Annotated in this window: 10 protein-coding genes; 9 read left to right on the plus strand and 1 reads right to left on the minus strand. The window is 70.4% G+C overall.

The genetic code is table 11. The features are described 5' to 3' along the window. The first annotated feature begins 129 nt into the window (after positions 1-129). The 9 genes from ftsW to ACZ5ON_RS01290 all read left to right on the plus strand — a co-directional run bounded on the left by ftsW (position 130) and on the right by ACZ5ON_RS01290 (position 9,067). Positions 130-1,449, plus strand: a complete 1,320-nt coding sequence (gene ftsW / locus ACZ5ON_RS01250) for a putative lipid II flippase FtsW (RefSeq protein WP_465583952.1) — start codon at positions 130-132, stop codon at positions 1,447-1,449. Between the two features lie 6 nt (positions 1,450-1,455). Continuing rightward, positions 1,456-2,562 (plus strand): undecaprenyldiphospho-muramoylpentapeptide beta-N-acetylglucosaminyltransferase, encoded by a 1,107-nt coding sequence (gene murG / locus ACZ5ON_RS01255; RefSeq protein WP_465583240.1) that lies wholly within the window; start codon positions 1,456-1,458, stop codon positions 2,560-2,562. After that, the gene (locus ACZ5ON_RS01260) at positions 2,555-3,322 is read left to right on the plus strand and encodes a cell division protein FtsQ/DivIB (RefSeq protein ID WP_465583243.1); all 768 of its coding nucleotides are present in this window, start codon (positions 2,555-2,557) and stop codon (positions 3,320-3,322) included. The genes murG and ACZ5ON_RS01260 overlap by 8 nt, the downstream gene beginning before the upstream one ends. A 365-nt stretch (positions 3,323-3,687) precedes the next feature. Further along, positions 3,688-4,887, plus strand: a complete 1,200-nt coding sequence (gene ftsZ, locus ACZ5ON_RS01265; protein WP_465583247.1) for a cell division protein FtsZ — start codon at positions 3,688-3,690, stop codon at positions 4,885-4,887. Between the two features lie 10 nt (positions 4,888-4,897). Further along, entirely contained in the window at positions 4,898-5,632 is a 735-nt protein-coding gene (gene pgeF, locus ACZ5ON_RS01270) for a peptidoglycan editing factor PgeF (protein WP_465583252.1), read from the plus strand. Further along, complete coding sequence (locus tag ACZ5ON_RS01275) at positions 5,629-6,441, plus strand: YggS family pyridoxal phosphate-dependent enzyme (RefSeq protein ID WP_465583255.1); 813 nt, start codon at positions 5,629-5,631, stop codon at positions 6,439-6,441. The genes pgeF and ACZ5ON_RS01275 overlap by 4 nt, the downstream gene beginning before the upstream one ends. 224 nt (positions 6,442-6,665) lie before the next feature. Next, on the plus strand, positions 6,666-7,274 hold the full coding sequence (locus ACZ5ON_RS01280) for a cell division protein SepF (RefSeq protein ID WP_465583258.1): 609 nt from the start codon (positions 6,666-6,668) through the stop codon (positions 7,272-7,274). A 79-nt stretch (positions 7,275-7,353) separates the two neighbouring features. Continuing rightward, on the plus strand, positions 7,354-7,644 hold the full coding sequence (locus tag ACZ5ON_RS01285; RefSeq protein ID WP_465583263.1) for a YggT family protein: 291 nt from the start codon (positions 7,354-7,356) through the stop codon (positions 7,642-7,644). 49 nt (positions 7,645-7,693) lie between these two features. After that, positions 7,694-9,067, plus strand: a complete 1,374-nt coding sequence (locus ACZ5ON_RS01290) for a DivIVA domain-containing protein (protein ID WP_465583266.1) — start codon at positions 7,694-7,696, stop codon at positions 9,065-9,067. 399 nt (positions 9,068-9,466) lie between these two features. Here the strand turns inward: ACZ5ON_RS01290 and ileS are convergent, their stop codons facing one another. Then, positions 9,467-12,667 carry an isoleucine--tRNA ligase gene (gene ileS / locus ACZ5ON_RS01295; RefSeq protein ID WP_465583269.1) on the minus strand — a complete coding sequence of 1,067 codons (3,201 nt, stop codon included), beginning with the start codon at positions 12,665-12,667 and terminating at the stop codon, positions 9,467-9,469. Positions 12,668-13,295: the final 628 nt, after the last annotated feature.

Genomic DNA, 13,295 nt, shown 5'->3' on the forward strand with positions numbered 1-13,295 from the left:
GTGCGCGAGCCGCGGGGACCGTCGACGGTCCCCGCGGCTCGTCGCCCAAGGGTGGTGTGAGGGGGAACCGCCGTGGCGGGTGAGGGCAGGGCCGGTACAGCCGCTCCAGCCGTGCGCACGGGCTCCCGCCTGCGGCTGATCTCGGCGACCACCACCACCTTCAAGTCCGCGGGCCCGATCGCCCGGCTACGGGCCTTCAGGGACCGCTTCCGCTACACCCTGGGGCGGCCGCTGACGCCGTACTACCTGATCCTCGGCTCGACGCTGCTGCTGGTGGTGCTCGGCCTGGTGATGGTGTTCTCCTCCTCGCAGATCCTGGTGATGCAGCGGCACCTGCCGATCACCTTCTTCTTCCGCAAGCAGCTGATCGCCGCCCTGCTCGGCGTGGTGCTGGCGGTACTGCTGGCCAGGATGCCGGCGAAGCTCCAGCGCAGGCTGGTCTACCCGCTGCTGATCTGCGTGATCGGGGCGCTGGTGCTGGTCGCCGTCCCGGGCATCGGCATGGAGGTCAACGGCAACCGGAACTGGATCAACCTGGGTTTCTTCCAGATCCAGCCCTCCGAGTTCGCCAAGCTGGCGCTGGTGCTCTGGGGCGCCGACCTGCTCGCCCGCAAGCAGAAGGGCAAGCTGCTGGACCAGTGGAAGCACCTGCTGGTGCCGCTGGTTCCCGGTACCGTGCTGCTGATGCTGCTGATCATGCTCGGCGGCGACATGGGCACCACGATGATCCTGATCGCGATGCTCTTCGGCCTGCTCTGGATGGTCGGGGCCCCGCTGCGGCTGTTCGGCGCGACCCTGGGCATCGCCGTGGTCGCCTGCACCGCGCTGGTGATCACGGTGCCGCACCGGCTCGACCGGCTGGCCTGCGTCGGCGTCACCAGCCCGCCGCCGGACTCGAACGTCGACTGCTACCAGGCGCTGCACGGACTGTACGCCTTCGCGGCCGGCGGCCCGTTCGGATCCGGACTGGGCGCGGGCGTGGAAAAATGGGGCCAACTACCCGAGGCGCACACCGACTTCATCTTCGCCGCGACCGGTGAGGAGCTGGGCCTGGTGGGGACGCTGTCAGTACTGGGTCTCTTCGCGGCACTAGGGTATGCGGGTATCCGTGTGGCCCTCGGTACGAAGGACCCCTTCGTCAGGTACGCGGCGGGTGCCGCCACCACGTGGATCATGGCGCAGGCCATGATCAACCTGGGGTCGGCACTGGGACTCCTGCCCATCGCGGGCGTCCCGCTCCCGCTGTTCTCCTACGGCGGCTCCGCCATGCTGTCGGCCATGTGCGCCATCGGGGTGCTGCTCTGCTTCGCACGCAACACCCCGGGGGCGAAGGCGGCTCTGGCCGCCCGGAGCAAGAACTCCCGGTCCAGGGCACTCCTGGCCCGGGTGCTGCCACGACGACGAACCACAGCGCGCCCTGCTCCCCGGCCGGCGCGCAGGGAGCGGTGAATTTCGGTGCATGTCGTACTCGCCGGCGGCGGGACCGCCGGTCACATCGAGCCGGCCCTCGCCCTCGCAGACGCCCTCCGCAGGCACGACCCGACCTGCGGGATCACCGCCCTGGGCACCGAGCGCGGACTGGAGACCAGGCTGGTCCCCGAACGCGGCTACGAGCTCGCGCTGATCCCGGCCGTCCCGCTGCCACGCAAGCCCACCCCCGAGCTGATCACCGTCCCGGGCCGGCTGCGCGGGACGGTCCGCGCGGCCCAGGACATCATCGAGCGGGTCCAGGCCGACGCGGTGGTCGGCTTCGGCGGCTATGTCGCCATGCCCGCCTATCTGGCCGCCAAGCGCGCCGGTGTGCCGATCGTGGTGCACGAGGCCAACGCACGCCCCGGTCTGGCCAACAAGATCGGCGCCCGCTACACGGACTTCGTCGCGGTCTCCACGCCCGACTCCAAGCTCCGGGACTCCCGCTACATCGGCATCCCGCTGCGCCGCACCATCGCCACCCTGGACCGCAACGCCGTCCGTCCCGAGGCCCGGCACTACTTCGGCCTCGACCAGCGGCTGCCCACCCTGCTGGTCTCCGGCGGCTCGCAGGGCGCCCGCCGCCTGAACGAGACCGTGCAGGCGATCGCCCCGCGCCTGCAGCAGTACGGTGTGCAGATCCTGCACGCCGTCGGCCCCAAGAACGAGCTGCCGCACGTCGACGACATCCCCGGGATGCCGCCGTACCGGCCGGTGCCGTACCTGGACCGGATGGACCTCGCCTACGCCGCCGCCGACATGATGCTCTGCCGGGCCGGCGCGATGACCGTCGCCGAGCTGGCCGCGGTCGGCCTGCCCGCTGCCTTCGTCCCGCTGCCGATCGGCAACGGCGAGCAGAGGCTGAACGCCCAGCCGATGGTCAAGGCCGGCGGCGGCCTGCTGGTGGACGACGCCGAGCTCACCACCGACTGGGTGCTGCAGAACGTCCTGCCGGTGCTCACCGACCCGCGCCGGCTCTGGGACATGAGCCGGGCCGCCGCCGAGTTCGGCCGCCGGGACGCGGACGAGTTGCTGGTCGGCATGGTCTACGAGGCGATCGAGGCATCCCGGGGCGGCCGCCGTCGTGGCTGACGGCCCGGTCCACGACCCGCTGGACGAGGAGTCGGAGTCCGTCCCCGGACTCCGGCTCTCCCGGCGGGGCATCGTGGTGCTGAGCGTCCTCGGCGTGCTGGTGCTGGGGGCGTTCGGCTGGCTGGTCTTCTTCTCCTCGGTCCTGGACGTGCGCTCGGTCGCGGTCCAGGGCCTGGAGAGCGGCAAGCTGACCGACGACCAGGTCCGTGAGGCGCTCGGCGGGCTCCAGCACGGGCCGCTGGCCCGGGTCGACCTGACCGAGGCCGAGCACCGGGTGGAGAAGCTCCCCCGGGTGGCCAGGGCCGAGATCTGGCGGGGCTGGCCGCACACCCTCCAGGTCAAGCTGGTGGAACGCAAACCGGTCGCGGCGGTCAAGAACCCGGATGGCAGCTTCTCCCAGGTGGACGCCGACGGAGTGAGCTTCGCCACCGAACCGAGCCCCCCGGCGGGTATCCCGCTACTGGAACTGGCACTCAGTCAGCAGGCGAACGACTCCATCGCGGTGATCGACCGTACCGCCCTGCTGAGGGCCGCGGTCACGGTCGCCGCAGGGTTGCCACCGGAGGTCGCCAAGCGGACGGGCGCGCTTCAGATTCACTCGTACGATGACATTCGACTGCAGCTCAGTGGGGGTGCGACGGTCCGTTGGGGGAGCCCGGAGCGCACCGTTCGCAAGGCCGTCGTGCTCACCGCGCTGCTCGGGCAGCAGGGGACGAATTATGACGTGAGTGCGCCAGACGCCCCAGTGGTGTCCTCTTGATCCGGTAAGTTCTCTTCCCGAGGGCGGTGTTGACGCAGTCACAGCTCCGCCTCGACCCTGGGTGGTCCACCCCCCGGTTTCACCGGGCGGTCGATGATCACATAGGCTCAAAAGAAAAACGGGAAGCTCGGCGTGTTCGTTGAACACGGGCCAGATGCGACCTACTGTCCTGTGTCACCGGACTGTGTCCCACGGTGATGTGACGCAGGCATAGCGGTAACCCTAAACCTCAAGTTTAGGGTTCGGGTCGGTGGTTGGCATTTCGGACATTCAGTGCTGAAACCCTGCTTCCCACCCATCGACATCCGTCGGCCTTCACGATAGGGGGAAGCCGACCCCGGAACTCGAGGCGAGAGGCCTTCGACGTGGCAGCACCGCAGAACTACCTCGCAGTCATCAAGGTCGTCGGTATCGGCGGCGGTGGTGTCAACGCCATCAACCGGATGATCGAGGTCGGTCTCAAGGGCGTCGAGTTCATCGCGATCAACACCGATGCGCAGGCCCTCCTGATGAGCGACGCCGACGTCAAGCTCGATGTGGGCCGTGAACTCACCCGGGGCCTCGGCGCCGGCGCCAACCCCGAGGTCGGCCGCAAGGCCGCCGAGGACCACCGCGAGGAGATCGAGGAGGTCCTCAAGGGGGCCGACATGGTCTTCGTCACGGCCGGCGAGGGCGGCGGCACCGGCACCGGCGGCGCGCCGGTGGTGGCCAACATCGCCCGCTCGCTCGGCGCGCTGACCATCGGTGTGGTCACCCGCCCGTTCACCTTCGAGGGCCGCCGCCGCGCCAACCAGGCCGAGGACGGCATCGCGTCGCTGCGTGAGCAGGTCGACACCCTGATCGTGATCCCGAACGACCGGCTGCTGTCCATCTCCGACCGCCAGGTCAGCGTGCTGGACGCGTTCCGCTCCGCCGACCAGGTGCTGCTCTCCGGTGTCCAGGGCATCACCGACCTGATCACCACCCCCGGTCTGATCAACCTCGACTTCGCCGACGTCAAGTCGGTCATGTCGGACGCCGGTTCGGCCCTGATGGGCATCGGTTCCGCTCGGGGCGAGGACCGCGCCAAGGCCGCCGCCGTGATGGCGATCTCCTCGCCGCTGCTCGAGGCCTCCATCGACGGCGCCCGCGGTGTGCTGCTCTCCATCTCCGGTGGCTCCGACCTCGGCCTGTTCGAGATCAACGAGGCGGCCCAGCTGGTCAGCGAGGCGGCCCACCCCGAGGCCAACATCATCTTCGGTGCGGTCATCGACGACGCGCTCGGCGACGAGGTCCGGGTCACCGTGATCGCGGCCGGGTTCGACGGCGGCCAGCCGCCGGCCATCGTCCGCGAGCCGGTGGTCAAGGCGACCCCGCCGAGCACCCCGCCGGCCACGCCCGAGCGGCCGGTCACCCGGCCCGTGTACGGGACCATCGGCTCGGTGACCTCCCGCGAGGAGTCCCGCACGGCCGACGTTCCGACCACCACGACCGCTCCGCCGGTCCCGCCGCAGGTGCAGCCGGTCCGGCAGCCCTTCGTGGAGAGCCCGGCCGAGGAGCTCGACGTGCCGGACTTCCTGAAGTAAACACTCTTAAGTGATCGATACGACTGAATGCAACGGTGCTCACTTCGCCTTCACTGACCGGTGGGGCGGGGTGAGCACCGCGCCGTACGGGGAGCTCAACCTCGGCGGCGCGGTGGGGGACGACCCGGCCGCCGTCCGGGAGAACCGCGAGCTCGCCGCCCGTGAGCTGGGGATCGACCCGGCCGATGTGGTCTGGATGAACCAGGTGCACGGGGCCGAGGTGGCCGTGGTGACGGAACGCCAGCGGCAGGGTGAGGCACCGGCGGTGGACGCGGTGGTCACCGACCGGCCACTCGCCCTCGCGGTGCTCACCGCGGACTGCACGCCCGTCCTGCTGGCCGACCCGGTCGCCGGGATCGTCGGCGCCGCACACGCCGGCCGCCCGGGTCTGGCCGCCGGGGTCGTCCCGGCGCTGGTGGCGGCGATGCTCACCAAGGGGGCGTCAGCGGAGCGGATGGTGGCCGCGATCGGGCCCGCGGTCTGCGGTCGCTGCTACGAGGTGCCGGCCGAACTGCGCGCCGAGGTCACGGCCAAGGTGCCCGCCGCCTACGCCGAGACCTCCTGGGGCACGCCCGCACTGGACGTACCCGGGGGCGCCGCCGCACAGCTCGCCGAGGCCGGGATCACCAAAGTAGTGCGATCATCTGTCTGCACCCTTGAGTCGGCAGATCACTTCTCCTACCGTCGCGAGCAGCGCACCGGCCGTCTCGCGAGCTATGTCTGGTTGGGCCCTGAACTCTCATGACGAATGACATCTACGGACCGTTCCCGGGTCGGGCTGACTTCCTTGCCCGGCTGACGGAGCAGCAGCGCGCCCGCTACGAGCAGCTCGGCACCAACCTGGAAGTCGTCGAGCGCCGGATCGCCGCCGCGTGCGAGGCGGCCGGGCGCCCCCGTGAGGACGTCACCCTGATCGTGGTCACCAAGACCTACCCGGCCGAGGACACCGCACTGTTGGCGGCGCTCGGTGTGACGGACGTGGCCGAGAACCGGGACCAGGACGCGGCGCCCAAGGCCGAGACCTGTGTCCAACTCCCGCTGACCTGGCACTTCGTGGGCCAACTGCAGACGAACAAGGTCCGCTCGGTGGTCCGTTACGCGGACGTGGTGCACTCGGTGGACCGGGCGCGGCTGGTGGACTCGCTCTCCGCGGCCGTCCTCAGGGCCGAACGGGCCCCGCTGGACTGCCTGGTGCAGGTTGCGTTGGACAGGGACGCGCCGGTCGGCGGCTCCGCCGCGTGGGACGAGGTCGGCCACCGGGCCGGGGTCGCGCCGGCCGACGTGGAGGCGCTGACGGACAAGATCGCCGACACGCCCGGGCTGCGCCTGGCCGGTGTGATGACCGTCGCACCGCTGGCCGGACCGCTGGCCGAAAAGCCGGACGCGGCATTCGCGCGGCTGGCGGAAATCGCAAGCGCCGTACGGGCGAGCCATCCTGCTGCCACCATGGTGTCCGCAGGGATGAGCGGTGACCTGGAGCAGGCCGTGGCGGCCGGGGCGACACATGTACGCGTCGGTACGGCGGTACTCGGAGTGCGGTCACCGCTCCGGTAACGTCACCGAGTAAGTAGATCAGACTGCAGGACAAAACAGGACATAAAACCTAGCAGCTTGCCACAGCGCTAGCGAACCGTGGATCGCATCCCCCGCAGCCGCCCCAACACACCATTGACGGGCCGTCACCGATATGACGTTACGTCGGCGGCCGGCGGGAAACCAACAGGTCAGGACTCGGGCCGGCAGGTGACGATCCACCACAGAGCGGAGGAGACAGGAGCATGGCCGGCGCAATGCGCAAGATGGCGGTCTACCTCGGCCTCGTGGAGGACGAGACGTATGACGGCCAGGGGTACGACCCCGACGACGACTACGACGCGGACCCCGAGCCGATCAGGGCGGACCGGACCGAGGACCTGCAACGGCCGGCCTCGGTGCCCGCCCCGGCGCCCGTCGCGCACATCGCGCCGCAGCCGGTCCCGGCCGCCGCCGTGCCGATCCGGCAGGAGGCCCCGAGGATGGCTCCCGTGTCGTCCATCACACCCGAACGCCGCCACAACCTGGAGAAGAGCGCCCCGGTGATCATGCCCAAGGTCGTCAACGAGCGAGAGCCGTACCGCATCACCACACTCCACCCGCGAACCTACAACGAGGCCCGCACAATCGGCGAGCAGTTCCGCGGGGGCACCCCGGTGATCATGAATCTGACCGAGATGGACGACACCGACGCCAAGCGGCTCGTAGACTTCGCGGCTGGACTCGTCTTCGGTCTTCACGGCAGTATCGAGCGAGTGACGCAGAAGGTGTTCCTGCTGTCTCCTGCTAACGTCGATGTAACGGCGGAGGACAAGGCTCGGATCGCCGAGGGTGGGTTCTTCAACCAGAGCTGACCCGGCCACGACTTTATGTGTGGGTCCAACGACAGTGAGTGGTGACTGACGGCAGGTCAGTCGGGGAGAGGGAGACGCGATGGGGATCGTGTGGGAGGTGCTCTACTACGCGCTGACCGTCTTCCTGCTGGTCCTGCTGTTCCGGCTCGTCATGGACTGGGTCTTCCAGTTCGCCCGCTCGTGGCGGCCGGGGAAGGCCATGGTCGTGGTCCTCGAGGCCACGTACACTGTCACGGATCCGCCACTCAAGCTTCTTCGGCGATTCATCCCGCCGTTGCGTCTCGGGGGCGTGGCGCTCGACCTGTCCTTCTTCGTACTGATGATCATTGTGTTTGTCCTGAGATCGCTCGTGCTGACTCTGCCGTCTTGAGCGCTGCGACAGGATGCCGGTGTGCCGACGATCACGTTGAGGTGAAGAGATGCCATTGACCCCCGAGGACGTTCGGAACAAGCAGTTCACGACCGTCCGGCTGCGTGAAGGCTATGACGAGGACGAGGTCGATGCCTTCCTCGACGAGGTCGAAGCCGAACTGACCCGTCTGCTCCGCGAGAACGAGGACCTGCGGGCCAAGCTGGCCGCCGCGACTCGGGCCGCCGCGCAGAACCAGGCGAACATGCGCAAGGAGCCGCCGCCGCAGGACGCCCGGCCCGGTGCTCCCGTGCCCGCCGCCATATCCGGCCCGCCGGCGGTTCCTGGCCAGCAGAACGGCGGCCCGCAGATGGGCGGTCAGCCGATGGGCGGACAGCCCCAGCTGGGTGGCCCGCAGCAGCAGATGGGCAACCAGCCGCTCGGCCTGCCGTCCGGTGCCCCGCAGCTCCCGGCCGGCCAGGGTGCCCCCATGGGTCAGCAGCAGATGGGTCAGCAGCAGATGGGCCAGCAGCAGATGGGCCAGACCATGGGCGGCCAGCAGCAGCTGGTGCAGCCGATGGGCGGGCAGATGCTGCAGCCGCTGGGTGCCCCGATGGGGCAGCAGCCCCAGCTGGGTGGCCCGCAGCAGCAGATGGGTCAGACCATGGGCGGCCAGCAGCAGCTGGTGCAGCCGATGGGTGCTCCGATGGGGCAGCAGCCCCAGCTGGGCGGCCCGCTGGGGGGCCCGATGGGTCAGCAGCAGGGGCCCGGTGGCGACAGCGCCGCCCGCGTGCTCGCGCTTGCCCAGCAGACCGCCGACCAGGCGATCTCCGAGGCCCGTTCCGAGGCCAACAAGATCGTCGGCGAGGCGCGCAGCCGGGCCGAGGGTCTGGAGCGGGACGCCCGCGCCAAGGCCGACGCGCTGGAGCGGGACGCGCAGGAGAAGCACCGCGTGGCGATGGGCTCGCTGGAGTCCGCCCGCGCGACGCTGGAGCGCAAGGTCGAGGACCTGCGGGCCTTCGAGCGTGAGTACCGCACCCGCCTGAAGTCGTACCTGGAGACCCAGCTGCGTCAGCTGGAGTCGCAGGCCGACGACTCGCTGGCCCCGCCGCGGCTTCCGGCCACCGCCTCGCTGCCGCCGGCCGCGTCGTCGATGACCCCGGCTCCGGCACCGGCGATGAGCAGCTCCTCGCCGAGCTTCGGCAGCCAGCCGTCCTTCGGCGGTAACGGCCAGTCGTTCGGCGGCCAGAGCTCCTTCGGCGGCGGCAGTGGCAGCCAGCCCTCCTTCGGTGGGCAGGCCGGCGGTTCGACCGGCTCCGCGCAGATGGCGCCCGCCGGGATGACCCAGCCGATGGCGGCGGTCCGTCCGCAGCCGCCGCAGCCGATGCAGCAGGCTCCGGCCCCGATGCGCGGCTTCCTCATCGACGAGGACGGCGACAACTAAGAGCAGTACCCACTTCGAGGGCGCCCCCACTGTGACGACAGGTCACGGCGGGGGCGCCCTCGTGTGTCCGCCCGGGGCGCGAGTGGACAGCCAGGGGCGTGCGGAGCTGGGGCGAGCAACCGGACGTGGCTTGCGGCAGAGCTGTTCGACCGGCCGCACTACCCGAGGGGCGCAGGGAGAGGGATGGCCAGCGCGCAGCCAAGTCGCAGGCCCTGTCGCGTGGTCCTCACGCCCCTGAGCAGCGTGGTTTCGGGCCTCTTGGGCACTTCGGCCAGGTGCGCGGGCAGACGCGCGCTTCCGTGCGCCCCCGGTGCCGTACGCCGGTCACGCAGCCGGGAAAGCGGACGGCCGGTGGGCGCCGGACCCCGAGGGGCGGCGGCCACCGGCCGTTCAGGAGAGTCAGGCCTTGCGGAGCTGGAAGGCGAGGCCGAGGTTCTCGTCGGAGAAGGTCTCGGACTCCCAGTCGGCGGCGCCGGCCGCGAAGTCGGTCGCGAGGACCTCCTCGGCGACGAGGTGGCCGTGCTCGGCGATGGCCTCGGCGGTCTCCTCGCTGGTCGCGCGCCAGCGGAGGACGATCCGGTCGGCGACGTCCAGGCCCGAGTTCTTCCGGGCCTCCTGGATCTGGCGGATGGCGTCGCGGGCGACGCCGAGCCGCTTGAGCTCCGGGGTGATGGCCAGGTCGAGGGCGACGGTGGCACCGGACTCGTTGGCTACGGCCCATCCCTCGCGCGGGGTCTCGGTGATGATGACCTCGTCGGGGGAGAGCTCGACCGGCTCGCCGTTCAGTTCGACGGTCGCACTGCCGCTGGCGCGCAGCGAGGCGGCGAGGGTGGCGGCGTCCGCGGCGGCGATGACCTTGGCCACGTCCTGGACGCCCTTGCCGAAGCGCTTGCCCAGCGCGCGGAAGTTCGCCTTGGCGGTGGTGTCCACCAGCGAGCCGCCGCCCGCCCCGGACGGGGACGACGCAGAGAGCGACTCGAGCACCGAGACGTTGAGCTCCTCGGCGATCTGCGCGCGCAGGTCCTCGGGGAGTTCCTCCCAACCCTGGGCGGCGATCAGCGCGCGGGACAGCGGCTGACGGGTCTTCACGCCCGACTCGGCGCGGGTGGCGCGGCCCAGCTCGACCAGCCGTCGGACCAGGGCCATGTGCCGGGAGAGGTCGGCGTCGATCAGCGACTCGTCGGCGACCGGCCACTCGGCCAGGTGCACCGAGACCGGGGCCTGGGGGTCGACCGGGACGACCAGGTCCTGCCAGACCCGCTCGGTGATGAACGGGGTGAGCGGGGCCATCAGCCTGGTGACGGTCTCCAGCGCCTCGTGCAGGGTGGCGAGCGCGGCGGCGTCGCCCTGCCAGAAGCGGCGGCGTCCGCGCCGGACGTACCAGTTGGACAGGTCGTCGACGAAGCCGGAGAGCAGCTTTCCGGCCCGCTGGGTGTCGTACGACTCCAGCGCCGCGTCCACCTCGCGGACCAGGGTGTTCAGTTCGGAGAGCACCCAGCGGTCCAGCTGCGGACGCGCGGCCGGGGCCGGGTCGCCTTCCGAGGGGGCCCAGCCGGAGGTGCGGGCGTACAGGGCCTGGAAGGCGACGGTGTTCCAGTAGGTGAGCAGCGTCTTGCGCACCACCTCCTGGATGGTGCCGTGGCCGACCCGGCGGGCCGACCAGGGCGAGCCGCCGGCCGCCATGAACCAGCGGACCGCGTCGGCGCCGTGCTGGTCCATCAGCGGGATCGGCTGCAGGATGTTGCCCAGGTGCTTGGACATCTTGCGGCCGTCCTCGGCGAGGATGTGGCCGAGGCAGACCACGTTCTCGTAGGAGGACTTGTCGAAGACCAGGGTGCCGACCGCCATCAGCGTGTAGAACCAGCCGCGGGTCTGGTCGATCGCCTCGGAGATGAACTGGGCCGGGTAGCGGCTCTCGAACAGTTCCTTGTTCCGGTACGGGTAGCCGTACTGGGCGAAGGGCATCGAGCCCGAGTCGTACCAGGCGTCGATCACCTCGGGGACCCGGACCGCCGTGGCGGAGCACTGCGGGCAGCCGAAGGTGACGTCGTCGATGTACGGGCGGTGCGGGTCGAGGCCGCTCTGGTCGGTGCCGGTCAGCTCGGAGAGCTCGGCCAGCGAGCCGACGCAGGTGAGGTGGCCCTCCTCGCAGCGCCAGATCGGCAGCGGGGTGCCCCAGTAACGGTTGCGGGAGAGCGCCCAGTCGATGTTGTTGTTCAGCCAGTCGCCGAAGCGGCCGTGCTTGACGTTCTCGGGGAACCAGTTGGTGTTCTCGTTCTCCCGGATCAGCGCGTCCTTGACCGCAGTGGTGCGGATGTACCAGGACGGCTGCGCGTAGTACAGCAGCGCGGTGTGGCAGCGCCAGCAGTGCGGGTAGCTGTGCTCGTACGGGAGGTGGCGGAAGAGCAGGCCGCGGTCGGCGAGGTCGGCGACCAGGGTCTCGTCGGCCTTCTTGAAGAAGACGCCGCCGACCAGCGGGACACCGGCGGCGAAGGTGCCGTCCGCCTCGACCGGGTTGACCACCGGCAGGCCGTACTTGCGGCAGGTCGCGAGGTCGTCCGCACCGAAGGCCGGGGCCTGGTGGACGATACCGGTGCCGTCCTCGGTGGTGACGTAGTCGGCGTTCAGGACGAAGTGCGCGCCCTCGATCTCGACCAGGTCGAACGGACGCCGGTAGGCCCAGCGCTCCATCTCGGCGCCGGTGAAGCGCTGGTCGGTGGCTTCCCAGCCCTCGCCGAGCGCCTTGCCGACCAGCTGCTCGGCGACGACCAGCTTCTCGTTGCCGTCGGTGGCCACCACGTAGGTGACCTCGGGGTGGACGGCGGCGGCCGTGTTGGAGACCAGGGTCCACGGGGTGGTGGTCCAGACCAGCAGCGCGGCCTGGCCGGCCAGCGGGCCGCTGGTCAGCGGGAAGCGGACGAAGACCGAGGGGTCGACCACGGTCTCGTAGCCCTGGGCCAGCTCGTGGTCGGACAGACCGGTGCCGCAGCGCGGGCACCAGGGGGCGACCCGGTGGTCCTGAACCAGCAGGCCCTTGTCGAAGATCTGCTTGAGGGACCACCAGACCGACTGGATGTAGGAGGGGTCCATGGTCCGGTACGCCTCGTCGAGGTCGACCCAGTAGCCCATCCGCTCGGTGAGCTTGGTGAACTCGTCGGTGTGCCGGGTGACCGACTCGCGGCACTTGGCGTTGAACTCGGCGATGCCGTAGTGCTCGATGTCCTGCTTGCCGGAGAAGCCCAGCTCCTTCTCGACGGCCAGCTCGACGGGGAGACCGTGGCAGTCCCAGCCGGCCTTGCGGGCGACGTGGTAACCCTTCATGGTCCGGTAGCGCGGGAAGACGTCCTTGAAGACGCGGGCCTCGATGTGGTGGGCGCCGGGCATGCCGTTCGCGGTCGGCGGGCCCTCGTAGAAGACCCACTCGGGGCGGCCCTCGGACTGCTCCAGGCTGCGCTGGAAGACCTTGTTGTCGCGCCAGAAGCTGAGGATCTGGTGCTCGAGGGCGGGCAGGTCGACCTGGGCGGGGACGGGGTTGTAAGCGCGGGCCGCGCGGAGCGCGTCGTCAGCGGCGTCGTGGTGGGTGACGGGTTGGGAGCTCATCGCGGGCGTCTACCTCCGGCGGATGCTTGGACTGGATCCTCCGGAGGGACGAGACGGCGAGCCGTCCCGCGGTACCACCCTCCTTGGCCGCGGTACTGCTCTGCTCGCGGCCCTCTTGTTTGGGTTCTGCTGCCGGTTCTACTTGGCCGGGAGGCCGTTCTTCCGGCGGCTCAGGGGTGATCTTCCCGTCGCGCACACCCCCGGGCTCACACCGTCCCCGGGTCGCTGGTGGCTGCGTACGTCGGTACTCGTCCCGTCAGCGCCTTGCAGGCCCAGTGTATCCGGCCTCACAAGTCGAATTTCCGGTAACTCGCCCGGGCGTCCGCGGCCCTGCGGACCGCCGCCGGCCCGCTCCGCCCGCGTGCTCCTGCCTCGTTCCGGCCCCGCGCGGAGCGCGTCGGCGGCTCCGGCGCGCCCTCCGCTCCGGGGGCTGCAGGCGGTGCGGTTAGCGGATGACGATCTGGGCACAACTTGGTCAGCAACTCGGTGGGGCGGCAGCGGCGGCTGCTCGGGTGGGTTGAAAACGAGGCATCGGTATGTCCCGTTGTGGCCGGATTCGTAGGGGATTATCGTTCCGGCACTGGAGGCCGCCGGGAACCGGCGGTTCGTTTCGTTCGTAGATGAGGTC

The sequence above is a fragment of the Kitasatospora sp. NPDC032150 genome (assembly GCF_055579945.1).

Coding starts and splice junctions, on each gene's coding strand:
- ACZ5ON_RS01275 (WP_465583255.1), top strand. CDS start 5,629: ATGACGAATGACATCTACGGACCGTTCCCGGGTCGGGCTGACTTCCTT.
- ACZ5ON_RS01280 (WP_465583258.1), top strand. CDS start 6,666: ATGGCCGGCGCAATGCGCAAGATGGCGGTCTACCTCGGCCTCGTGGAG.
- ACZ5ON_RS01285 (WP_465583263.1), top strand. CDS start 7,354: ATGGGGATCGTGTGGGAGGTGCTCTACTACGCGCTGACCGTCTTCCTG.
- ACZ5ON_RS01290 (WP_465583266.1), top strand. CDS start 7,694: ATGCCATTGACCCCCGAGGACGTTCGGAACAAGCAGTTCACGACCGTC.
- ileS (WP_465583269.1), bottom strand. CDS start 12,667: ATGAGCTCCCAACCCGTCACCCACCACGACGCCGCTGACGACGCGCTC.